This window comes from Kitasatospora sp. NPDC088134 (genome assembly GCF_044741705.1).
Taxonomy (GTDB): Bacteria; Actinomycetota; Actinomycetes; order Streptomycetales; family Streptomycetaceae; genus Kitasatospora.
The window spans coordinates 180156-201206 of the sequence record NZ_JBIUTD010000011.1; the positions used below are offsets into that span (position 1 = coordinate 180156).

Below are 21051 nucleotides of genomic sequence, written 5' to 3' on the forward strand. Positions count from 1 at the left end.
AGAACGGGACGGGTGGACGGGAGCGCGAGATGGAGTGGAGGTGTCGGAGCGACAGCGGAAGATCGGGAGGCCGACGGTGAGGGTGGGCGAAACGGGCGCGGGCGACGGTCCGGCTGTGGGCGAGCAGGCTCGGGTGCTGATGGGGCCGTGGCCCGGATCGCGGGTGGAGCCGGTCCAGGTGGAAGCCGCCGCGCGAGGAGCCGTGTGTAGGGAAACGGGTGCGCCCGGGTCGGCGCAGGCGGCGATGGCGGGGCCGGGTCCGCTGGCGGCGGAGGTGGGAGGAACGGAACAGGGGCGGAGCGCACGGGGACGGTACGTCGGGTGCAGGTACGGACTCGGCTACATCGAGGCCGAGGTCGAGAGCGAGTAGGGGGAAGGCGAGGCAAGGCTGCAACGGGTACGGACTATCGGGAGCGGAGGGTGCGGGTGCGGATGGTGTTGCGGGGCGGCGGTCCGACGGTGGGCGGGGACCGGCGCGGTGGGGCGGCACGGCATGATGGGGCGCATGGCAGGCACGTGCTCTCGCCGGTTGGTGCGGTCGGGTCGGGTGTGCGGATGGGGTGCGCGATGGTGATGAACGGTGGCGGGGTGCCGGCCTTCGTCGGGCGGCGGTCCGAGGTGGCGCGGCTGGCGGAGGCCCTGCGGGCCGCTCCGGCGGTCGTGCTGGTCGAGGGCGGAGCGGGCATCGGGAAGTCCGTCCTGGTCGAGCGGGCACTGGCGGAAGCGGCGGTGCCGCCGCACCGTGCGCTGACCGGTCGCTGCCATCCGGTGGCCGAGCCGACACCGTACGGACCGCTGTTCGACGCGCTGCGGCACAGCGGCCCGCTGCTGCCCGAGGCCGAGCAGGTGCCACGCAGTGCGGGCGCACTGCGGCCGTGGCTGCCGGACCTGGCCTCCCGGCTCCCGGAGGACGTCACCGGCGGGAGCGAGCAGTACCGGGTGCTGCAGGGAGCCCGGGCACTGCTCGGCGCCCTCGGCGAGGTCGTGTTGCAGGTCGAGGACGCGCAGTGGGCCGATCGGGCGACCCGGGAGCTGCTGCTGGTCCTCGCCAGGGACGCCCAGCCGGGACTCTCGCTGGTGGTGACCTACCGCGCGGACGAGATGCCGGAGGGGACGTCGGTGCTGGGCGCGGCCTACCGCTGCCCGCCGGGGGTGGCGGGCGGCCTGCTCCAGGTCCCACCGCTGGACGAGACCGAGGTACTGGAGCTGGCCCGCGCCGAACTCGGCTCCGGCGCCACCCCGGCACTGGCGGCCCTGCTGCACGAACGCTCCGGCGGCCTGCCCGCCGCCGTGCTGGAGGACCTGGTGACGGTTCGGGCGAGCGGCCCGCACACGGACCCGCCGACGGTGCTGGCCGCTGCCGGGCTGCCGCGCGGCCTGCACGACACGATCACCGAGCGGCTGGCGGGGCTGGGGCCCGACGGGCGACTGGTCGTGGAGACCGCGGCGGTCCTCGACGGCCCCGCGACGGAGGAACTGATCGCCGAGGTCGCCGCCCTGCCGGCGGAACGGGTTTCGGCGGGGCTGGTCGAGGCCCTGCGGGCGGCGGTCCTCGACGAACCCGAACCAGCCAGGTACGCGTTCCGGTGGGCGCCCGCCCGGGAGGTGGCGTACCGGCGGATACCGGGCCCGATCCGGTCGGCGTTGCATCGGCGCGCCATCGCGGCGCTCCGCACCGCGGAACCGCAGCCGCTGGCCCGGATCGCCGCCCACACCCGCGCCCTCGGCGACCGGGAGGCCTGGCAGCAGGCCGCCGAAGCCGCCGCGGAGCAGGCGGTGCAGCAGGGCGACACGGCGGCGGCCGGTCCACTGCTGCGCGAACTGCTCGCCGAGGCCGACCTCGCGCCGGAGCGCCGCGGCAGGGCCGCCCGCGCGCTCTCCGGGATCGCTGCCAACGCAGCCGACGACACCGCCAGCACCGAGACCCTGGCCGGCATCATCGCCGACCCCAGGCTGCCGGTGGCCGACCGCGGCGAGATCCGGCTGACGCTGGGTCTGCGCCTCGCCGTCCAGGGCGGCGACCGGTCCGGGTTCGCGCAGATAGAGCAGGCCGCGGACGAACTCGCCGAGCGTCCGGCCCGGGCGGCCCGGGCCCTGGTCGCGCTCGCCATGAACGAACGCGACGGCGGTGCGGCGGCCGGATGGGAGCGGATGGCCAAGGCCGCCGCCGCGCTGGAGGCCGAACCGGACGAGGAGGTCGCCGCCGCCTACCGGGCCACCCGGCTGACCTTCCAGGCCCGCGAGGGCGACCCGGAGCTCTGGCCCGAACTGGACCGGCTGCCCCGCGACGCCCGCAGTCCCGAACTGGTCCGGCAGACTACCCGCGCCCTGTTCAACGTCGGCGACATCGCCCTGGAGACCGGCCACGACCAGCGGGCCGGGCGGCTGCTCGCGGAGAGCCGCGCCCTGGCCCGGCAGGCCGCGATCTCCTACCTGGAGTGCTACAGCCGGATCGCCCTGCTGCGCCTCGACGGGCTGGCCGGCCGCTGGCAGGGCCTGGAGGAGCGGTTCGAGGCGCTCGGCACCGAGTTCCCGGACGTGGCCATGGCCACCGCCGAGCGCGCGATGCTGCTGGGCAGGCTGGCGGCGGCCCGGGGGCGGCTGGCGCTGGCCCGGGCCGAGTTCACCTCCGCGGCCCGCTACGGGGAGCGGGAGTCGCAGGTCACCGCCGCGATTCGGTCGGCCGCGGGCCTGGCCGGGCTGGACCTGGTGGAGCGCGGCGGGCAGGCCGCCGCCGAGGTGCTGGCCCCGGCGGTCGGCATCCTGCGGCAGGCCGGGGCCTGGGCCCGGAGCGCGGAGCTGCTGCCGGTCGCGATCGAGACGGCCCGGGCGGTGGGTGACGAGGACGGGGCGCGGCACCTGGTGGAGGAGGCCACCGACGCCCTGCACGGCATCGACGCGCCCGCCGCGCACGCGGGCCTGGAGCTGGCGCGCGGGGTCCTGCTGGAGGCCACCGACTCGTGCGGGGCGATCGAGGCCTACCGGCGGGCCCGCGACTCCTGGCGCGCGATCGGCCGACCGTACGAGGTCGCCCGGGCGGAGGAGCGGCTGGCGCGGACCCTCGCCGAACGTGACCCGCAGACCGCGGCGGAACGGCTGGCCGCCGCGGAGGCGGCGTACACCACGCTGGGGGCGGCGTCCGACGCGGCCCGCTGCCAGCACGCCCGGCGGGATCTCGGCCTGGGGCGGATGGCCTCGCCCGGGCGGCGCGGCTACGGCGAGGCGCTGTCGCCGCGTGAACGGCAGGTCGCCGAACTGGTCGGGCAGGGCGCCAGCAACCAGGACGTCGCGCAGGCGCTGTTCCTGTCGCCGCGCACGGTCGAGCACCACGTGGCGAGCGTGCTGCGCAAGCTCGGGGTCGGGCGGAAGGACGTGGGGGAGGCCTTGACGGAGGCGGAGGGTTGAGAGGAGCCGGACGAAGGGCTGAGAGGAGCTGAGGGGAACGGAGCGGCCCGGAACGGAACGGTGCCGCCCGGTCGGGGTGCCGTTCAGCAGGACGGCCGGGCGGAGGGGCGGAGGGCCGCGGCGGTGCGAAGGGCCGGGGCTGATCGGGGCGCTCGGGGAGGTGGGGCCGTGCGGACCAGGGGTGGGTGGTTGCCTGGTCCGGGGCGGGGGTTCCGGTCGGCCGGGGAGCGGACCGGTGGGGCCTGCGGGGTGACGGTCGGTCAGGTCCGCGGGTGGGGTGGGGCGGTGGTCAGTGGTGCAGGGTGGCGTACGCGGCGCTGGGGTCGATGTGGGCACCGCGGCGGTGGCGGAGGGCCGGGTGGGCGAAGGCGGTGCTCTCGGCGGCCGCGAGGGCGGCCGCGTGGGTGACGGCGCGGACGGCGAAGGTCTGTTCGCCGCGGGCGCCGGTGGCGTCGGTGGTGGGCATGGTGACCAGCCAGAGCGGCGGGTCGTAGCCGGGCGGCGGGTGCGGGACGGCCTCGGTGGCGGTGATCGTCATGGTGGCTCAGGGGCGGGGGCGGTGCGGGAGCCGGGCCAGGCGGGCGAGGTTGGCGCGCCGGGTCTGGCGTTCGACGGTGCCCCGGCCCCGGCCGGCCGCGGGCTGCGGGGCGAGGTCGGCGAAGTGCTCGCTGGCGTACAGGCGGAAGCGTTCGCGGCGGGTCATCCGGACCTCCGGGTGAGGGTTGAGGGTCTGGGGCGTGAACAGGTCCCAGCTAACCGGTGGCCCGCAGGGGTGATCAATGCGTAGTGGTACCCAACCCGGGAGGTGAAGGCTGGGTAGTGGCCGCCGGGGAGTGGGGGTACCCAGAGTTCGGGCCGGACGATGGGTAGGGGGTACGCATTGTTCGGTGGGTGGGGGCGGGGGTTTGCTTGGGGTGTCCCGATGACGGCCAGAGCCGGCCACCGACCGCCCTCAGGAGGTTTCGATGACCCGCCGCGAACGCTTCCGCCTGTACGCCAGCGAGCACTTCACCGCCCCGGACGAGTCGGCCGCCGCACTGTCGCGCTGCCGGGGGACGGTCGAACGGCAGACCAGCCGGTCCCGGCTGGCTTCGCTGGCGCGGATCTCCCCGCGGAGCGAGCAGTCCGCGCCCCGGCGGACCCAGGTCGGCGGGCGGTCCGTGCTGATCCCCGCGCAGCGGACCTGCTCGGCCCGGTCGGTCGGCCCGGAGGGCTGATCGCGCCGCCGGGAAAGGACGCTGACCCTCCGTCACCCGGGGCGGTGGTCGGACGGCGCCACGGGCGTCAGCGGATCAGGTGGGGCAGGAAACGGGCGCCCTGGTGGGTGATGGGGGAGTCGTCGGTCTCGCGGATGCCGAGGCCGGCCGACTCGCCGTCGACGACCCAGGCGCCGAGGACGGGGCGGTTGCCGTCGAAGTCGGGCAGCGGGTGGTACTGCTGGTAGCAGTGGCCCTCGGCGCCGTAGCGGTCCGGGTCGCCGGCCCAGGCGGCGAGCCGGGTCTCCCGGCCGTCGGGTTCGACGATCCGGACGCCCGCGCCCTCGCGGCCCAGCAGCGGCTTGGCCGCGTAGCCGGGGCCGTCGGGGTCGGCGAGTTCGCGGGGGCCGTCGAGGTAGGCGGGCAGCAGGTGGGGGTGACCGGGGTTCAGCTCCCAGAGCACCGCCAGCAGCGCCTTGTTGGAGAGCAGCATCTTCCAGGCCGGTTCGATCCACAGCGTGGAGCCGGTGCCGCCGCCGAGGTCGATCACGTCGAGCAGCCGGTCCGCGAACTCGTCCTCGGCCAGCCACTCCCACGGGTAGAGCTTGAACGCGGAGCGGATGAAGCGGTGCTCCAGGTCGACGAAGCGGCCGGAGAGGCCGTCCCAGCCGATGTCCTCCATGGCGATGCCGACGGTCCGCAGCCCGGCCTGCTCGGCGCACTCCTGGAGGTAGAGGGTGGTGAGCCAGTCCTCGCCCTCGGTGTCGCCGCGGGAGTGCGCGAAGTGCACCGGCCCGGGCGGGAGGAGGTGCTTCTGCCGCTCCCAGGAGGCGATCAGGCGCTCGTGCAGCGAGTTCCACTGGTCGGCGCCGGGGAAGCGCTCCTCCAGCCAGAACCACTGCGGGCCGGCCGCCTCGATCAGCGAGGTGGGGGTGTCGGCGTTGTACTCGAACAACTTCGCCGGGCCGGTACCGTCGTAGGCGAGGTCGAAGCGCCCGTACACGCTGGGCTGTTCGGCGCGCCGCCGCCAGGACTCGGCGACCACGGCGGCCAGCCGCGGGTCGGTGATCCCGAAGTCGGCGAAGCGGCCGGTGCGCACGACGTGTTCGGCGGCGGCGAGGGAGAGCTCGTGCAGCTCCTCGACCACCTCCTCCAGGGCCTCGACCTCGGGCAGCGAGAACTCGTAGTAGGCGCTCTCGTCCCAGTAGGGGTGCGGGCCGCCCTGGTTGCACGGGTCGGAGCACATCGCGTAGACGAGGCCCTGCGACTCGACGGTCGCCAGCCAGTCGGGCCGCGGGGCGATGGTGTGCCGGCGCACCGCGATCAGCCCCCGCCCGAGCCGCTGCTGCTGCCGCTGGGGCAGCCGAAGCCGCCGCGCTGGGTGGCGGCCTTGTCGAAGGTCCCGCCGCTGGCGGTGCCGGCGCCGTAGCCGCAGTAGTACCAGCGGCCCGCGCCCGCGCCGGTGCCGCCCGCCGAGCAGGAGTGCCGGTCGAGGACCTTCAGGGTGGTCGGGTCGACGCAGCGGCTCGGCGTGCTCCCCGAGGAGGAGGAACAGCCGGAGAGGGTCAGCGCGAGCGTGCCGACCATGCCCAGGGTGACGAAGCCCGAGCGGCGGCGCCCGGTCGGGGTCGGCTGCCCCGGGCCGGCGGGAACGGAAGGCTGCGGTGTCATGGCGGACCATGGTACGCGCGGCCCGAATGATACGGGTGGGGACCCCGGAACCTGATGGGACGCCAGGGAAATGGGATATCTTTTGCCGATCCTTGACCATGGCGCGGCGGTGGACGGCCGCGCCCGACCCTCCGGGGAGTCCCACGGATGAACGACATCCTGCACGGCCTCGGCGCGGCCGCCGTCTACGGCCTGGCCGGCCTGCTGCTCCTGCTGCTCGGCTACGCGCTGATCGACGTGCTCACCCCGGGCAGGCTCGGCCGGCTGATCTGGGCCGAGGGCAACCGGAACGCCGCGGTGCTGCTCAGCTCCGCGCTGCTGGGCGTCGGCGGGATCGTGTACACCGCGATCCGGTACACCTACGACGACTTCGGCAAGGGCCTGGTGTCGACGCTCTGCTTCGGGGTGCTGGGCCTGCTGCTGATGGCGCTGGCGTTCTGGCTGCTGGACCTGCTGACGCCGGGTCGGCTCGGCGCGATCCTGGTCTCCACCGAGCCGCACCCGGCGGTGTGGGTCTCGGCCAGCTGCAACCTGGCCGCCGCCGCGATCGTCGCCGCGTCGATCGCCTGAGCCGGGCAGGGCAGGGGGGACAGGGCAAGGCAGGGCAGGGCCAGGGTCGAGCCGGACCGGGGCCTGAGCGGGCGTCAGCCGCGCTTCGGCAGCAGCTCGGTGAACAGCGGCGCGACCTGGGCGGTCTCCAGCAGGAAGCCGTCGTGGCCGTGCGGGGAGGCGAGGGTGCGCAGGGCGTCGGCGTGCGGGAGCAGGGCGGCGAGCTCGGCCTGCTGGGCGGGCGGGTAGAGCCGGTCCGAGTCGACGGCGGCGACCAGCGCGGGGGCGGTGACGCGGCGCAGCGCGGCGGCGGTGCCGCCCCGGCCCCGGCCGAGGTCGTGCGCGTTCATCGCCTCGTTGAGCACCACGTAGCTGCCCGCGTCGAAGCGCCGGGCCAGCTTGGCCGCGTGGTGGTCGAGGTAGGACTCGACGGCGAACCGGCCGCCCCGCCAGGGGTGTTCGCCCGGCTGCGGGGCGCGGCCGAAGCGGGCGGCGAGCTCGGGTTCGCTGCGGTAGGTGAGCTGGGCCAGCCGGCGGGCCAGGCCGAGGCCGCGGTGCGGGCCCGCGCCGGGCGGCAGGTGGTGGTAGTCGCCGCCGTGCCAGCCCGGATCGGCCCGGACGGCGTGCAACTGGGCGGAGGCGTGCGCGATCTGCTCGGCGGAGGCCGCCGCCGCACTGGCCAGCACCAGCAGCGCCCCGACCCGCCGGGGGTGCGTCACCGCCCACTCCAGGGCGCGCATCCCGCCCATCGAGCCGCCGACCACCAGGGCCCAGCGCCCGATCCCGAGCGCGTCGGCGAGCGCCGCCTCGGCGGCGACCTGGTCGCGCTGGGTGAGGAACGGGAACCGCCCGCCCCAGGGCCGCCCGTCGGGCGCGGTCGAGGCGGGCCCGGTGGAGCCCTGGCAGCCGCCGAGCACGTTCGGCGCGACCACGAACCAGCGGTCGGTGTCCAGCGCCCGCCCGGGCCCGACCAGGGCGTCCCACCAGCCGGCCGTCGGGTGCCCGGGCCCGGCCGGACCGGCGAGGTGGCTGTCGCCGGTCAGCGCGTGCAGCACCAGGACGGCGTTGGAGCCGTCGGGCGCCGGGGTGCCCCAGGTCTCGTACGCCAGGCGGGCGTTCGGCAGCACCCCGCCCGCCTCCAGGGCGAGCGGGCCGGGCAGCGCCAGGAAGCGGCGCCGCCCGGCCGGGTCGCCGTCCCGCCAGGCCCCGGTGGCCGGCGGGTCGGCGACCGCAGAGGCGACCGCCGGGGAGGCGAGCGGGTCGGCGCCGTTCAGGACGCGCCCTTCGCCGAGCGGAAGCCGGCCTCCAGGTCGGCCCGCAGGTCGGTGACGCTCTCCAGGCCGACCGACAGCCGGACCAGGCCCGGCGCGGTGCCGGTCGCGGCCAGCTGTTCGGCGTCCAGCTGGCTGTGCGTGGTGGACGCCGGGTGGATCACCAGGCTGCGGACGTCGCCGATGTTGGCCAGGTGGCTGAACAGCTCCAGCCCGTCGACGAAGCGCCGCCCGGCCTCCACACCGTCGCGCAGCTCGAAGGAGAGCACCGCGCCGGCGCCGTTCGGCAGGTAGCGCTGCGCCGCGCCGTACCAGCGGCTGGAGGGCAGCCCCGGGTAGTGGACGGCCGCGACCTCGTCGCGCTGCTCCAGCCAGCGGGCCAGCTCCAGGGCGTTCGCGGTGTGCCGCTCCAGGCGCAGCGAGAGCGTCTCGACGCCCTGCAGCAGCAGGAAGGCCGAGTGCGGGGAGAGCGCCGGGCCGAGGTCGCGCAGCAGCTGGACCCGGAGCTTGGCGGCGAACGCGCCGGGCCCGAGGGCGTCCCAGAACCGCAGGCCGTGGTAGCTGGGGTCGGGCTCGGTGAAGCCGGGGAAGCGCTCGGCGTGCGCGCCGAAGTCGAAGGTGCCGCCGTCGACGACCACGCCGCCGATGGTGGTGCCGTGCCCGCCGAGGAACTTGGTGGCCGAGTGGACCACCACGTCCGCGCCGTGCTCGATCGGGCGCAGCAGGTACGGGGTCGGCACGGTGTTGTCGACGATCAGCGGCACCCCGGTGGCGTGCGCGACGTCGGCGACCGCGCGGATGTCCAGCACGTTGCCGCGCGGGTTGCCCAGGGACTCCGCGAACAGCGCCTTGGTGTTCGGGCGGATCGCCGCCCGCCAGGCCTCGGGGTCGTCCGGGTCCTCGACGAAGCTCACCTCGATGCCGAACCGGGGCAGGGTGTGCCGCAGCAGGTTGTAGGTGCCGCCGTACAGCGAGGCGGAGGAGACCAGGTGGTCGCCCGCGCCCGCCACCGTCAGCAGGGCCAGCGTCTCGGCGGCCTGCCCGGAGGCCAGGGCGACCGCGGCGACGCCGCCCTCCAGCGAGGCCAGGCGCTGCTCCAGGACGTCGGTGGTCGGGTTGTGGATGCGGGTGTAGATGTTGCCGGGCTCGGCCAGGGCGAACAGGTCGGCGGCGTGCGCGGTGTCCCGGAACGCGAAGGAGGTGGTCTGGTAGATCGGGACGGCCCGGGCCCCGGTGGCCGGGTCGGGCTGCGCGCCCGCGTGGATCTGCCGGGTCTCGAAGGACCAGCCGGGTACGGGGACAGCACTCTGCTCGGACATGTCGCTCCTGGAGGGCGCGCGGGACGGGGGACCGTCGGGAGGTTCGGCGGCGCGGGAGGGCCGCGGGACGGTCACGGCGTCAGACAAGCACGGCCCGGGAGCGGCCCGCCAGCGGATCGCCCGAGTGGCCATCGGGCGTCACGGGAGGACATGCGGAAGTCATCTGACGGGCTATCAGATGATGATCGTACGAATGGAGTTCGAGGTCAGGAGGACGGGACCTCCAGCAGCCGCAGGAAGGCCGCCGTGGCGGGGGAGGGCCCGGCGGTCGGCCACACCACTGTCTCCACCCGGGTCGGCGCGTCCACCACCTCGACCACCGCCACGCCCGCCAGCCCGGGGACGTACCCGGCCGGCAGCATCGCCACCGCCAGGCCCGGCCCGACCAGGCGCGGGATGTAGGCGGCGTCGTCCACCTCGAAGGCCACGTCCCGGACCAGGCCCGCCGCCGCGAACGCCAGGTCGGTCTGGGCCCGCCCGGCCGTCCCGGCCGGCAGGTCGACGAAGGGCTCGGCCGCCAGCGCGGACAACGGCACCCGGCGGCGGGCCGCCAGCGGGTGGTCCGGCGCCACCACCGCGACCAGCCGCCCCCGGGCCAGCTCGCGCACCGCCACCCCCGGCGGCCGCAGCCCCGGCGGCAGGCCCAGGAACGCGACGTCCAGCACCCCCTGCCGGACCAGCTCCGACAGGTCGTTGCTGGCCCCGACCCGCAGCCGGACCCGGACCTGCGGGTGGCGGCCGCGGAACTCCCGCAGCCCGGCCGGGATGTCGACCGCCGTCACGGTCGGGATCAGCCCCACCGCCAGCCGCCCGCGCACCTCGCCGACCGCCGCCGCGACCTCGGCCGCCGCCCGCTCGGCCGCCTCCAGGCACTGCCGGGCCGCGGGCAGGAACGCCTCGCCCGCGGCCGTCAGCCGCACCCGGCGGCTGGTCCGCTCGAACAGCCGCGCCCCCAGCTCCTGTTCGAGCCGGGCGATCTGGTGGCTGAGCGCGGACTGCACCACCAGGCAGCGCTCGGCGGCCCGGGTGAAGTTCAGCGTCTCGGCGACCGCGAGGACGTAGCGCACCTGTTGCAGCTCCATGCGATCCATCGTGCAACGAGATCGATGCGCTGACAAACATGTGTTGGACTCATCGCTCACGGCGGCGCCAGACTTCCCGTCATGAGCGCGAACACCCTCACCACCCCGACGTCGCAGGCCCGTTCGGGCCCCGCCCTGCTGCCGCGCACCGCGCTGACCGCGATCGCCCCCGCCGTCTGGGGCACCACCTACGTCGTCACCACCGAGCTGCTGCCGCCCGCCCACCCGATGTTCGCCGCCCTGCTGCGCGCCCTGCCCGCCGGGCTGATCGCGCTGGCCCTCACCCGCCGGCTGCCGCGCGGCGACTGGTGGTGGAAGGCCGCCGTGCTCGGCGCGCTGAACATCGGGCTGTTCCTGCCGCTGCTGTTCACCGCCGCCGAACGCCTCCCCGGCGGCGTCGCCGCCACCCTGGGCGCGGCCCAGCCGATGGTCGTCGCCCTGCTCGCCGTCCCGGTGCTGGGCCAACGGCTCTCCGGGCGGCGGCTGCTGTGGGCGCTGGTCGGCGTGCTCGGCGTCGGACTGGTGGTGATCGGCCCCCGGGCCCACCTCGACGCGATCGGGATCGCCGCCGGACTCGGCGGCGCCGCCAGCATGGCGCTCGGGGTCGTCCTCACCAAGCGCTGGGGCCGCCCCGAAGGCGTCGGCCCGCTCGCCCTCACCGGCTGGCAGCTCACCGCCGGCGGACTCCTGCTGCTCCCGTCGACGCTCCTGTTCGAGGGCGCGCCCCCGGCCGTCGACGGGCGGGCCGCGCTCGGCTACCTCTGGCTCGGCCTGGTCGGCGGGCTGCTCACCTACGCGCTCTGGTTCCAGGGCATCGCCCGCCTGCCGGTGACCGCCGCCGCCGTGCTCGGCCTGCTCTCCCCGCTGGTGGCCGCCGCGCTCGGCGCGCTGCTGCTCGACCAGACCCTCGGCGCCGTGCAACTGCTCGGCTTCGGGCTCGCGCTGGCCTCGATCGTCGCCGGACAGCTGCCCGACCGGGCCGGGTGATCCGGCCTGCCTGCGGGCCGGTTCGGACCCGGGGCCGAACGGGGTCGGACCCGCGGGTCGCGCGGGGTCAGACCCGGCGGATGACGGAGATCGGCATCGCGTCGACCTTCATCACCTTGACCACGTCGCCCGAGTGCGGGGCGTGCACCACCATGCCGTTGCCGATGTACATGCCGACGTGGTGCCGGTCGCCGTAGTAGATGACCAGGTCGCCGGGCTGGGCGTTGTGCCAGTCGTCGCCCACGTTGGTGCCGACGGTGGCCTGCTCCTGCGAGGTGCGCGGCAGCGAGACGTGGGCCTGGGCGTACGCGTAGACCATCAGACCGGAGCAGTCGAACTGGTCCGGCCCGGTGGCGGACCAGTGGTACGGCTTGCCTTGCTGCTCCAGGGCCACCCGGACGGCGACCGCGGCCGAGCCGCTGGCCGGTGGCAGGGTGGACGGGTCGACCCGCTCGGCGCTGCGCGAGGCGGCGCCGTCGCCGTCCAGCACGGCCCGCTGCTCGGCGGCGCTGAGCCGGCCGAGCAGTTGCTGCGACTCACGCAGCTTGGCCTGCACGTCGTTCTTGGCGCCGTTCAGCAGCTGGGTCTGGCCGTCCAGTTCGGCCAGCACGTCGGCGGCCTCGCGCTTCTGCTGGTCGAGCCGGCGCTGCTGGTCCTTGAGCGCCTTCAAGGTGTCGGCCTGGGTGCCGGCGGCCCGGTCGAAGGAGGTGGCCCGGGTGAGGTACTCGTCCGGGTCGGTGGAGAGCATCAGCCGCACCGACGGGTCGATGCCGCCCTGCCGGTACTCGTCCCCGGCGACGGCGGCCAGGCCGGCGGCCAGCTCGGTCAACTGCTGCTGGCCGCGGGCCAGCTGGTCCTGCAGCTGGTCGGCCTGCTTGCGCAGCTGGTCGGCCCGCTCCTTGGCGCCGTTGTACTTCTCGGCCGCCCGCTCCTGCTCCTCCATCAGCCTGTCGACCTGCGCCTTGACCTCGTCCTTGCCCGGCTGGGCGGGCGCGGCGTGCGCGCTCACCTGGGCCGACAGGGCGACCGCGGTCGCGGCGGCGCCGGTCAGCACGGTCACCCGGGCGCGGCTCGGCTGCTTGGGACGGCGGTGGGCGGCCACGGCAGGCTCCTTCTGTTTCCACGCCGGACCGGTGGGATGGAACGACGGTCCGAACATCGGTTTGATGCCAGACCGTAATCAAGTCCCGGGCCTCCCGTCCACTTTCGCCCCCGATCGAAGTCGTTTCCCCAGGTGGGTCGCTGACGGCAGATCAGGGGGCGGAGGTGGCAGGAGAGTAAGGTGTCACATATGACTGTGATGATCGGGGAGCGGACCGCGGCCTGGGTCGCGGACCACCTGGGGCGGGACGAGCACCTCACCGCAGCGGCCGCGCTGCGCGGCGGCTGGACGTCCGAGATGCGCAGGCTGACCGTCACCGGACCGGGCGGCGAACGGACGCTGGTGCTGCGCTCCTTCGTCGAACCGTTCTTCGTCCGGCACGCCGAGGGGCTGCTCGGGCGGGAGGCCGCGATCCTGCGGCTGCTCGCCCCCGGGAGCGTCCCGGCCGCGCGGCTGGTCGCGGTGGACGCCACCGGTGCGCGGTGCGAGCACCCCTCGCTACTGATGACCCTGCTGCCCGGCGCCGTCCGCCTGGAACCGGCCGGTGCGCCGGAGCGGGCCGACCTGGCGGCCCGTCAACTGCTGGAGATCCACCGCACCGAGGTCACCGACGCCACCCGGCCGCGCGACTACCAGCCCTGGACGGCCCCCGAGCGGGTCGCGGTCCCGCCCGGCACCGCCCGCCCCGCGCTCTGGTCCCGCGCCGTCGCGCTGATCGACCGTCACCCGCCCCGGTACCGACCCTGCTTCCTGCACCGCGACTACCACCCCGGCAACCTGCTGTACGCCCCGCGGCCCGACACCGGGGCGGAGCCTCAGGTGAGTGGGGTCGTCGACTGGGTGGAGACCTCGTGGGGCCCCGCCGATCTGGACGTCGCGCACTGCGCCACCGCGCACGCCCTGCTGTACGGCCCCGAGCACGGCCTCGCCTTCGCCGACCGCTACACCGCCGCCGGCGGCACCCTCGCGGACGACCCCGCCGACCACCTCTACTGGCGGCTGCTCGACGCGCTCGCCTTCGCGCCGGACGCCGAGAAGGTCGCCGTCCCCTGGCGCGAACTCGGCCGCACCGACCTCACCCCGCAGCTGCTCGGCGACCGCCTGGAGCGGTACGTCGCCGCGCTGCTCGACCGCTACGGGGACGGCGGGGCCTGACCCCGGGGCCCGGGCCGGACGGCGGGTGGGGCAGGATCGACCCGTGTTCGAACTGACCGCGGTGGCCGACCTGAGCGCCGCCTCCGACGACGACGCCCTGCTGCTCTGGGCCGCGCAGGGCCTCACCCGCGGAGCCCGGGCCTGGACGCGCGGGCGGGCCGTCGCGGTGGCCTGCCCCGCGCTCTCCGGCCGCGACCGGATCGCGGTGCGCGGTCCCGTCGAGGAGCTGTCGCCGCTGCTCGCCGAGGTGATCGACCTGGTCGGCCCCACGTACCGGCCGCTCGGCGACGCCGACCTGCTGGCCGGACTCGCCGCCCGGGACGACCGCCTGGAACTGCGTGGGCGGTTCGGCTGGATGGACCGCACCGGGCCGCTCGGGGACGGCGCGGCGGGCGGGGCGGTGGACGGTGCTGCGGTCGTCGCGGGGTGGCTCGGTCCGGCCGAGTCGGGCGCGGCCGGCGAGTTGATGGACCGGCACTTCCCCGACTCGCACGCCCACCCCCGGCGGGCGGGGGCCACCGCCTGGGCCGGGGTGCGCGACGCCGAGGGGCGGCTCACCGCGCTCGCCGCCGACGCCTGGCCCGCCCCCGAGGTCGGCCTGCTGGCCGGCGTGGTCGCCGACCCCGGGCGCGGGCGGGGCCGCGGACACGCCGAAGCCGCCTGTCGGCTCGTGCTGACCCGCATCCTGGAGCGCTCGCCGCGCGCCGCGCTGATGGTGCACGAGTGGAACGCGCCCGCGATCCGCCTCTACCGCCGGTTCGGACTCGCCTACCGCCCGCTGGACGCCGCCGCGCAGCGGTGACCCGCCGGCGGCGGGGGCGGGCCGGTCGTAGGGCGGCGGGGGCGTGCGGTCGTGACGGGCCGGGGCGGTCGGGCGGAGGCGGTTCGGACCGGCCTGCGGCCCGCTGGGCATTGCCGCGCAGCGGTGATCCGCCGGGGCACGGTCGGGTTCGTCGGGCACGGTCGGGTTCGTCGGAGCGCGGTCGGGCAGGGGCCGGGAGGGTGTCAGTTCCGGGTGGCGGCGAGGTGGGTGGCCGCGGTGCGCCAGGCGGTGGTGACGGCGGCGTGGGCCAGGGCGGTGGCGGTGGGGATGTCGCCGTCCAGGGTCAGTGGCGCTCCGACGTGGACGTGGACGGCGGGGCGGCGCAGGGGTGCGGTGAGGACGCCGGCGAGTTGCTTGGCGGTGGAGCCGGAGCTGATCCGGCGGGAGCCGGCCTGGCCGAGGGGGACGACCGGGGCGCCGTGGGCGGCGAGCCGGGCCAGGCCGGTGCGGAAGGGGCCGGGCGGGCTGTCGGCGGCGTCCACCCGGCGCGGCAGGCGGCCCTCGGGGTAGATGACGACGATCCGGCCGGCGGCCAGCGCGGCGGCCGCGGCGTCCAGGGCCTCGGCGGCCCGTTCGGTGCCGCGGTGCACGGGGATGTGGCCCTCGCGGACCAGCGCGCCGCCCAGCACCGGGACGCGCCAGAGCCCGGCCGTCGCCAGCACCACCGGTTCGACGCCGAGGCGCCGGACGGCGGCGAGCACCACGCCCGGGTCGACCAGGGAGGAGTGGTTGGGAGCCAGGATGCTGCCGGGGGCCAGGACCGCGTCCTCGTCCGCGGTCACGGTGAGGCGCCCGAGGACCGGGACGACGGTGCGGGCGACGGCGCTCAGCATGGGACGGCCCTCGGCTCCTCGGGATCGGCTGTTCGGCCCGGTGGTCCCGGGCGGCCCGCCCATTGTGCCGCCGCCGCGCGCGGCCCGGCCTGAGCCCGGGTACTCAACCCCGGACGGGTCCGGGTTGTCGGTACGGGTCGATAGCGTGTTCGCATGAGCGATCTGCTGCGGGATCTGCGTCGGTTGTCGCCGGAGGGGAATCCGGAGACGGTGGCCGGGTTGTTGCCGGCCGGGCGGTTGGTGAGGCCGGGCTTCGGCGACCGGGAGGCCGAGCCGGTGCTCTGGCTGAGCGAGGGGGAGGCCCCGATGGGGCTCTGGGAGCAGCTGCACCGGGCCCACCCGGCCAGCGGGCTCTGGCCGTTGCTGCTGGCCCCGCTCAAGGTGGACGAGGAGTTCCGCCCCTGGGCGAACGGGGAGTTCGACCCCCGCTCCGCGAGCGACCCGGAGTGGTACGACCCGGCCGCGCTGCTGCGCACCGGCTGGCAGTACTCCGTGACGCTGGACGAGGAGGGCGAGCCGCTCGACCCCGAGGAGAGCGCCGAACTCGACGCGAGCATCGCCCCGTTCACCTCCGGCTGGCCCGGCCCCGCCCCCGCCGGCCGGCCGGTCCGGGACCCGGACGACGCCGCCCGGGCGCTCGCCCGCCAGCTGTACGCCAACGGCGCCGGCCAGGGCCTGCGGATCGGCCTGGTCCCGGCCGCCACCGGTGCGCAGGCGCTCACCGCCCTGGGCTGGACCGGCCCCGTCAACCACGAGGACGACGTCGCCAAGGTTTCCGCCGTGCTGCTCGACTGGGAGCGCCGGTTCGGCGCCCGGCTGGTCCAGGTCGGCTTCGCGGAGCTCGAGTTGAGCGTCGCCGCGCCGCCCGCAGACCTCGACGCCGCGCTGCACGTCGCCGCCGAGCACCTCGCCTTCTGCCCCGACAACATCTTCCAGGGCTCCGGCTCCCTCGCCGAATACGCCCCCGAGCTGGTCGGCTCCGGGCAGTGGTCGTTCTGGTGGGACTGACGGGGTTCGCCGGGAACGGAGTTGATGGTCCGGGAACGGAGTTGATGGGCCGTCAACTTCGATCGGGACCGAACCACCCTTGCGAGTGGAGAACGGGCCCGGGATTCCCTCGCCCGGGTGGTTTGGTTCGTTCGCAAGCGAGTTCGAGGCCGAATCGCCTCTAGGGTGACCGTGATCGATCGGAGCCTGCCCGCCGCGAGCGGAGAGAGGGGAACGGGGATGACGGACACCACCCGGCCGGGGACGGACTCGATGCTGCGCCGCACCCTGGGCGAGCGGCGGATCGCGCTGGTCGCCTGGCGGCTGCTCGTGCTGCAGAACGCCCACCCGGCCGTCGGCGCCGGCGTCGGCGGCCTCTCCATCTACCGCAACCACCCCTGGCGGCGGATCGAGCACACCATGGACAGCGGCCGCCGCCTGTTCTTCTCCGACCCGGAGGCCCTGCACCGCGAGGTCCAGCGCCTCGAACGCAGCCACCGCCGGGTCCACGGCACCGACCGCCTCGGCCGCCCCTACAGCGCGCTCGATCCCGCCGTCCGGGTCTGGGTGCTGGTCACGCTCTACGAGGCGATGACCGCCCTCGGCGAACTCTCCGGCCGCCCGCTGCGCCCCGCCCGGCTGGAGCAGCTGTACGCCGAGTTCCGCGAGGTCTGCGCCGCCTTCGAACTGCCCGACGAGCTGTTTCCGGCCACCGCCGCCGACGTGCCCGGCTACCTCCGGGACACCATCCGCGACACCCTCGAATTCACCGACGCCGCCCAGGACATGCTGTTCAACGTCCTCGCCCGGGCACCCGCCCCGCGCCGACTCGGCCGGCTCCGCCCCGCCTGGCCGCTGCTGCGGCGAATCGTCGGCGGCTTCGTCACCGCGCTCACCCTCGCCGACCTGCCGCCCGAGTTCCGGGCCAAGTTCGGCCTGCCCCGCGGCCGGGCCGCCGCCGCATTGTCCTGGACGGTCCACCGCGGCGCCCGGGCGGTCGTCCTCCACCTGCCTGACCGGCTCCGCTACCGCACCGGCTCCGACGGGCAGCGGGCCCGGGCCGCCAGGGCTCCCCGGCCGACCCGCGCCCGGCGCCGGGACGACCGCCCCGCCCGGCTGGCCGCCTTCTACCACCAGGTGATGGACCAGACCGGCGACGGCCGGCTGACCTCGGCCGACTTCCGGGCGATGGCGCACAACGTCTGCTGGCCACTGGAGTTGGACCAGGCCGGGGAGGACGCCGTCCACGCGGCCTTCGACACCTGGTGGCAGCAGTTGCGCGCCGGCATGGACGCGGACGGCGACGGCGAGATCTCCTGCGAGGAGTTCGTCACGGCGATGCTGGCCGGCCTCGACCGCGACCCCGACTACCTGGCGGCGGGCCTGCACGTCGCCGTCCGGGCCATGTTCCGGGCCGCCGACCTCGACGGCAGCGGCCTGCTGCACGCCGACGAGTACCGCGCGCTGTTCGGCGGCTCGCGCGTCCACCCTGCCGAACTCACCCACGGGTTCCAGCAGTTGGACGCCGACGGGGACGGGCGGATCACCGAGGAGGAGTTCGTCCGCGGCTTTACCGAGTTCTTCACCGTCCGCGCCGGCAGCATCCCGGGTACCCAGTTACTCGGCCGAGCCTGAACGGCCTGGCCCCGATGGTCAGTTGGCGGCAGGAGTGGCGGTGGCCGACGCGTCGAGCAGGGCGGCCAGCGTGCGGACGCTGCCGCTGAAACGGGCGGTCGCGTCGTTGTACGGGACGACCAGGTCGTCGTCGGGCAGTTGGACGGAACTGGTGCCGGGAGACGGAGGGGAGATGTCGAAGCGCCCGTTCGGGCCGCCGACGACGACGTAGACGTCGGGCTCGGCCCGATGCAGGAACAGGACGGCGCGCTGCTCCAGCACGAACAGTGCGTCGTCCTCGACCCGGACGGCACGGCCGCCGTTCTGGCGGACGCGGATCGTGCTGCCGCCCGTCCGGGGAGCGCCCCCGTGGGCGGACAGTTGGCGCTGGACGAAGAAGCCGAAGTCGGTGCGGGTGACACCGGCCGCGTCGGTGGACTCGCCGAGGTCCTGCTGGAAGACACCCAGCACGGCGAGGTCGCTGTGTGCGTCCAACTCCCGGACGTCGGCGTAGTGGGAGGCCCAGTCGATCTGGACGTGCCGGGTCGGCGGGCCGTCGTCGGAGCAGCCGGCGGCGGACAGGGCGAGTGCGCAGAGCAGGACGGGAGGCAGGGCGCGGAGCAGGACGGAGGTGCTGGCGGGGCGCGGGCGGGGAGGCACGGCGGGCGACTCCGTTCGTCGGCCTTCCGGGAGTTGACGGTGAGTCAGTGAACCATGCGGGAGAGGAGGTGGGAAGTGCGCGCGGCAAGGGCAGTGCGTGTCCGTCCGGACTCCGGAACGGGTGCTGTTGTGGGTGTGGGTGCGGGCGGGCGGCGGTCAGACCGCTTTCGCGCTCGGGGACAGGGTCTGATTGGTGGCCGCCAGCACCTGGCCGGAGGACTGCGCGTGCATGGTGCGGCGTGCCTCGGCGATCTCCGGGTCGGAGATCGAGACCGTGATGGTGTACGGCGCGGGCCCGGAGACGGTGTTGTTCGCGTCGGTCGGCTGCTTGAGTTTCGGGCCGAGCGCCAGCGCGCCCACCCCCGGGCAGAGCGCGGCCTCCGGCAGGACGACGTGGGCGGAGGCGCTCGTCGAGCCCTCGATCACCCAGCCGCCGCCGTCCGGCAGGCGGCTCGCGCCGGACACCTCGGCGGGCAGCCCGTACGCGGCGGCGACCACCCCGTCCGGACCTTCGATCTCCACCGCGACGCCGTCCCGGCCCAGTGGCGCGGCCAGCGTCAGCGGGCCGGAGCCGCCGGCGACCAGCAGGTCGAAGAGGAACTCGCCCGGCTGGGAGGTGCCGAGGCGTTGGTAGCCGTAGGCCCCGAACGCCAGGAGCGGCGCGGGCCCGCCGTCCAGTCCGGTCGGCCGGTCGGTGTCCGGGAAGCGGTGGTAGCCGTGTCGGCCGCAGGCGCTGCCGGCGAACACGCCACCGCCGGGGAGCGCACGGTCGGCGGCGGGGCGCGGCACGCCGACCCGGGCGGACCCGTCCGCGATCTGCGGGGTGTGGGCCCGGTTCGGTCCGAACAGCACCCCGCCGACCACCAGCAGGACGATCAGCACGCCCAGCACCGCGGACCACTGCTCGCCGCGGCTGAGCAACCCGAACCGCCCCCGCAGTCCGGGTTGACGGTACACGCCGGACCCGTGGTAGCCGTCGTCCGACCGGTCGCGGCCGGAGCGCGGCCACCGCCACCCCCCGGTGCGCCGGGTCCGGGCCGGGCCCTCGGCGGACCGACGGCGGTCGCCCGGGTCGACCGGGGGTTCCCGGCGCCAGCGCTCGGCCAGCATCCGGGCCCGGGCGGACGGCTCGCTCACGGTGGCGGAGCGGACGAACTCCTCGTCCAGGACCAGTCCTTCGAACGGGTCCGGGGGCTCGACGGCGTCGGGCTGGCGGTGGTCGGGCATGGCGCCAGTATGCCTGCGCGGGCCCGGTCGCGGGGGCTATGTTCTGGATCACGGACGCCGCACCCGGGAGGGCCCCGGGCGGGCCGTCGTCCCGAGAGGCGCGCCGCCATGCCGCAGATCCTGATCGACCACTCGCCGGGCCTGGACTTCGACGCGACCGCCTTCGCCGCCGAGGTGCACGCCCTCATCCCGACGGTGATCGACGCGCCCCTCGACGCCTGCAAGACACTGGTGCGTCCGGCCCTGCGGCACCTGGTCGGCGACGGTGCGTCGGCGGACGCGGTGGTGCTGGTGGAGATCAAGATCCTGGCCGGGCGCAGCGCCGCGCTCAGGGCCGAACTCTCCGCCGGGGTGACGGAGTTGCTGCGGGCGCACGTCCGGGTGCCCGCCGCCTTCGGCGTGGAGATCACCGAACTCGACCGGGAGAGCTACGTCTTCGTCCACCACGACGGGAAGTGAGGCGCGGATCGGCCGATCCTGGAGCGGGCGCCCGGGAGCGCAGGGGCGGGGTGGAGCGGGCCCGGTCGGGCGTCTCGGCCGACCGGGCAGAATCGTTTCGGCTCAGGTGGGTGGTGGGGGAGTCGGGCGGGTCACAGTCCGGGGGTGGATTCGTCGAAGAGTAGGCAGCGGGCCCGGTTGTCCAGGTCGAGGGCGCGCCCGGAGATCACTTGGCGGCCCTGGTCGTCCACCTCCCGGGCGGTGTGGTGGATTCCCTTGGCGCCGTTCAGGTCGGGGCGGCGGGCGGTGCGCTCCGGGTTGCCGCTGGCGGGGAGGAAGATCAGGTACTCCCAGTCCCGGGCCGGGTTGTGCACCGTGGCGCAGGTGTTCGGCGACAGCCGGATGGTGACGAAGTCGGTGTCGTTGGCCACCGCCGAGCGGCCGAAGCCGACGGCGCCCGTCCGGGCCAGGTCCAGGCGCGGAGTGCTGCGGGTCTTCTCCTGCTGGAAGATCCAGATCTGGCCGGTCTCCCGGTCGTTGTAGTTCTCGTGCTCGTAGAGGCAGAACGCGTCCGCCGGGCAGGCCGCCACCCCGTGCCCGAGGACCAGGTGGGCGCCGGAGCGCTGGGCGGTCGCCGCGCCGGCCGGGGTCGCGGTCGCCGAGGTGGCGGCCAGGAGCAGCAGCCCCGCCGACGCACCAGTGATCATCTTTTTCATGCCCCGCCCAACGACC

Annotated in this window: 21 protein-coding genes; 9 read left to right on the forward strand and 12 right to left on the reverse strand. The window is 75.6% G+C overall.

What is annotated here, in order from left to right; all coding sequences use genetic code 11:
* Window positions 1–567: 567 nt before the first annotated feature.
* A complete protein-coding gene (locus ACIOHG_RS19475) occupies window positions 568–3405 on the forward strand; it encodes an AAA family ATPase (RefSeq protein WP_400952031.1) in 2838 nt (945 codons plus the stop codon).
* Between the two features lie 289 nt (window positions 3406–3694).
* On the opposite strand, the gene ACIOHG_RS19480 is transcribed toward ACIOHG_RS19475, so the two are convergent.
* A complete protein-coding gene (locus ACIOHG_RS19480) occupies window positions 3695–3943 on the reverse strand; it encodes a hypothetical protein (RefSeq protein WP_400952033.1) in 249 nt (82 codons plus the stop codon).
* 6 nt (window positions 3944–3949) lie between these two features.
* On the reverse strand, window positions 3950–4108 hold the full coding sequence (locus tag ACIOHG_RS19485) for a hypothetical protein (protein ID WP_400952035.1): 159 nt from the start codon (window positions 4106–4108) through the stop codon (window positions 3950–3952).
* Window positions 4109–4370: 262 nt separating this feature from the next.
* On the opposite strand from ACIOHG_RS19485, the gene ACIOHG_RS19490 reads away from it, so the two are divergent.
* Window positions 4371–4622, forward strand: a complete 252-nt coding sequence (locus ACIOHG_RS19490) for a hypothetical protein (protein WP_400952038.1) — start codon at window positions 4371–4373, stop codon at window positions 4620–4622.
* A gap of 67 nt (window positions 4623–4689) precedes the next feature.
* Here ACIOHG_RS19490 and ACIOHG_RS19495 read toward each other — a convergent pair whose 3' ends face one another.
* Both ACIOHG_RS19495 and ACIOHG_RS19500 read right to left on the reverse strand, forming a co-directional pair.
* Window positions 4690–5919, reverse strand: coding sequence for a glutathionylspermidine synthase family protein (locus ACIOHG_RS19495; RefSeq protein ID WP_400952040.1), 1230 nt, complete (start codon window positions 5917–5919; stop codon window positions 4690–4692).
* Window positions 5920–5924: 5 nt separating this feature from the next.
* Window positions 5925–6272, reverse strand: a complete 348-nt coding sequence (locus tag ACIOHG_RS19500; protein ID WP_400952042.1) for a hypothetical protein — start codon at window positions 6270–6272, stop codon at window positions 5925–5927.
* 147 nt (window positions 6273–6419) lie between these two features.
* Here ACIOHG_RS19500 and ACIOHG_RS19505 point away from each other — a divergent pair, with 147 nt between their 5' ends.
* A complete protein-coding gene (locus ACIOHG_RS19505) occupies window positions 6420–6842 on the forward strand; it encodes a DUF350 domain-containing protein (RefSeq protein WP_400952043.1) in 423 nt (140 codons plus the stop codon).
* Window positions 6843–6916: 74 nt separating this feature from the next.
* On the opposite strand, the gene ACIOHG_RS19510 is transcribed toward ACIOHG_RS19505, so the two are convergent.
* From ACIOHG_RS19510 to ACIOHG_RS19520, 3 genes are all read right to left on the reverse strand, one after another.
* Window positions 6917–8095, reverse strand: a complete 1179-nt coding sequence (locus tag ACIOHG_RS19510; protein WP_400952212.1) for a homoserine O-acetyltransferase — start codon at window positions 8093–8095, stop codon at window positions 6917–6919.
* On the reverse strand, window positions 8092–9411 hold the full coding sequence (locus tag ACIOHG_RS19515; RefSeq protein WP_400952046.1) for a bifunctional o-acetylhomoserine/o-acetylserine sulfhydrylase: 1320 nt from the start codon (window positions 9409–9411) through the stop codon (window positions 8092–8094). Before ACIOHG_RS19515 ends, ACIOHG_RS19510 begins: the two co-directional genes overlap by 4 nt.
* A 206-nt stretch (window positions 9412–9617) precedes the next feature.
* Window positions 9618–10493, reverse strand: a complete 876-nt coding sequence (locus ACIOHG_RS19520) for a LysR family transcriptional regulator (protein ID WP_400952049.1) — start codon at window positions 10491–10493, stop codon at window positions 9618–9620.
* An 81-nt stretch (window positions 10494–10574) separates the two neighbouring features.
* On the opposite strand from ACIOHG_RS19520, the gene ACIOHG_RS19525 reads away from it, so the two are divergent.
* Window positions 10575–11480, forward strand: a complete 906-nt coding sequence (locus ACIOHG_RS19525) for an EamA family transporter (protein ID WP_400952052.1) — start codon at window positions 10575–10577, stop codon at window positions 11478–11480.
* Between the two features lie 67 nt (window positions 11481–11547).
* Here ACIOHG_RS19525 and ACIOHG_RS19530 read toward each other — a convergent pair whose 3' ends face one another.
* A complete protein-coding gene (locus ACIOHG_RS19530; protein ID WP_400952054.1) occupies window positions 11548–12582 on the reverse strand; it encodes an NlpC/P60 family protein in 1035 nt (344 codons plus the stop codon).
* A gap of 189 nt (window positions 12583–12771) precedes the next feature.
* Here ACIOHG_RS19530 and ACIOHG_RS19535 point away from each other — a divergent pair, with 189 nt between their 5' ends.
* Window positions 12772–13737, forward strand: a complete 966-nt coding sequence (locus ACIOHG_RS19535; RefSeq protein WP_400952057.1) for a phosphotransferase family protein — start codon at window positions 12772–12774, stop codon at window positions 13735–13737.
* A gap of 43 nt (window positions 13738–13780) precedes the next feature.
* The gene (locus ACIOHG_RS19540; RefSeq protein WP_400952060.1) at window positions 13781–14539 is read left to right on the forward strand and encodes a GNAT family N-acetyltransferase; all 759 of its coding nucleotides are present in this window, start codon (window positions 13781–13783) and stop codon (window positions 14537–14539) included.
* Between the two features lie 203 nt (window positions 14540–14742).
* Here ACIOHG_RS19540 and ACIOHG_RS19545 read toward each other — a convergent pair whose 3' ends face one another.
* Entirely contained in the window at window positions 14743–15393 is a 651-nt protein-coding gene (locus ACIOHG_RS19545) for a lysophospholipid acyltransferase family protein (protein ID WP_400952063.1), read from the reverse strand.
* 153 nt (window positions 15394–15546) lie between these two features.
* Here ACIOHG_RS19545 and ACIOHG_RS19550 point away from each other — a divergent pair, with 153 nt between their 5' ends.
* Both ACIOHG_RS19550 and ACIOHG_RS19555 read left to right on the forward strand, forming a co-directional pair.
* Complete coding sequence (locus ACIOHG_RS19550) at window positions 15547–16401, forward strand: DUF4253 domain-containing protein (protein WP_400952065.1); 855 nt, start codon at window positions 15547–15549, stop codon at window positions 16399–16401.
* Between the two features lie 219 nt (window positions 16402–16620).
* Window positions 16621–18015, forward strand: a complete 1395-nt coding sequence (locus tag ACIOHG_RS19555) for an oxygenase MpaB family protein (protein WP_400952067.1) — start codon at window positions 16621–16623, stop codon at window positions 18013–18015.
* An 18-nt stretch (window positions 18016–18033) separates the two neighbouring features.
* Here the strand turns inward: ACIOHG_RS19555 and ACIOHG_RS19560 are convergent, their stop codons facing one another.
* Complete coding sequence (locus ACIOHG_RS19560) at window positions 18034–18654, reverse strand: hypothetical protein (RefSeq protein WP_400952070.1); 621 nt, start codon at window positions 18652–18654, stop codon at window positions 18034–18036.
* Between the two features lie 156 nt (window positions 18655–18810).
* A complete protein-coding gene (locus ACIOHG_RS19565) occupies window positions 18811–19881 on the reverse strand; it encodes a hypothetical protein (protein ID WP_400952073.1) in 1071 nt (356 codons plus the stop codon).
* A 108-nt stretch (window positions 19882–19989) separates the two neighbouring features.
* On the opposite strand from ACIOHG_RS19565, the gene ACIOHG_RS19570 reads away from it, so the two are divergent.
* A complete protein-coding gene (locus tag ACIOHG_RS19570) occupies window positions 19990–20340 on the forward strand; it encodes a 5-carboxymethyl-2-hydroxymuconate Delta-isomerase (RefSeq protein ID WP_400952076.1) in 351 nt (116 codons plus the stop codon).
* Window positions 20341–20471: 131 nt separating this feature from the next.
* On the opposite strand, the gene ACIOHG_RS19575 is transcribed toward ACIOHG_RS19570, so the two are convergent.
* A complete protein-coding gene (locus ACIOHG_RS19575; protein WP_400952079.1) occupies window positions 20472–21026 on the reverse strand; it encodes a peptidase inhibitor family I36 protein in 555 nt (184 codons plus the stop codon).
* Window positions 21027–21051: the final 25 nt, after the last annotated feature.

Excerpts from the sequence above, each read along its gene's own strand:
- ACIOHG_RS19475 (WP_400952031.1), top strand. The coding sequence starts at position 568 with ATGGTGATGAACGGTGGCGGGGTGCCGGCCTTCGTCGGGCGGCGGTCC.
- ACIOHG_RS19480 (WP_400952033.1), bottom strand. The coding sequence starts at position 3,943 with ATGACGATCACCGCCACCGAGGCCGTCCCGCACCCGCCGCCCGGCTAC.
- ACIOHG_RS19485 (WP_400952035.1), bottom strand. The coding sequence starts at position 4,108 with ATGACCCGCCGCGAACGCTTCCGCCTGTACGCCAGCGAGCACTTCGCC.
- ACIOHG_RS19490 (WP_400952038.1), top strand. The coding sequence starts at position 4,371 with ATGACCCGCCGCGAACGCTTCCGCCTGTACGCCAGCGAGCACTTCACC.
- ACIOHG_RS19500 (WP_400952042.1), bottom strand. The coding sequence starts at position 6,272 with ATGACACCGCAGCCTTCCGTTCCCGCCGGCCCGGGGCAGCCGACCCCG.
- ACIOHG_RS19505 (WP_400952043.1), top strand. The coding sequence starts at position 6,420 with ATGAACGACATCCTGCACGGCCTCGGCGCGGCCGCCGTCTACGGCCTG.
- ACIOHG_RS19515 (WP_400952046.1), bottom strand. The coding sequence starts at position 9,411 with ATGTCCGAGCAGAGTGCTGTCCCCGTACCCGGCTGGTCCTTCGAGACC.
- ACIOHG_RS19520 (WP_400952049.1), bottom strand. The coding sequence starts at position 10,493 with ATGGAGCTGCAACAGGTGCGCTACGTCCTCGCGGTCGCCGAGACGCTG.
- ACIOHG_RS19525 (WP_400952052.1), top strand. The coding sequence starts at position 10,575 with ATGAGCGCGAACACCCTCACCACCCCGACGTCGCAGGCCCGTTCGGGC.
- ACIOHG_RS19535 (WP_400952057.1), top strand. The coding sequence starts at position 12,772 with ATGACTGTGATGATCGGGGAGCGGACCGCGGCCTGGGTCGCGGACCAC.
- ACIOHG_RS19545 (WP_400952063.1), bottom strand. The coding sequence starts at position 15,393 with ATGCTGAGCGCCGTCGCCCGCACCGTCGTCCCGGTCCTCGGGCGCCTC.
- ACIOHG_RS19550 (WP_400952065.1), top strand. The coding sequence starts at position 15,547 with ATGAGCGATCTGCTGCGGGATCTGCGTCGGTTGTCGCCGGAGGGGAAT.
- ACIOHG_RS19555 (WP_400952067.1), top strand. The coding sequence starts at position 16,621 with ATGACGGACACCACCCGGCCGGGGACGGACTCGATGCTGCGCCGCACC.
- ACIOHG_RS19565 (WP_400952073.1), bottom strand. The coding sequence starts at position 19,881 with ATGCCCGACCACCGCCAGCCCGACGCCGTCGAGCCCCCGGACCCGTTC.
- ACIOHG_RS19570 (WP_400952076.1), top strand. The coding sequence starts at position 19,990 with ATGCCGCAGATCCTGATCGACCACTCGCCGGGCCTGGACTTCGACGCG.
- ACIOHG_RS19575 (WP_400952079.1), bottom strand. The coding sequence starts at position 21,026 with ATGATCACTGGTGCGTCGGCGGGGCTGCTGCTCCTGGCCGCCACCTCG.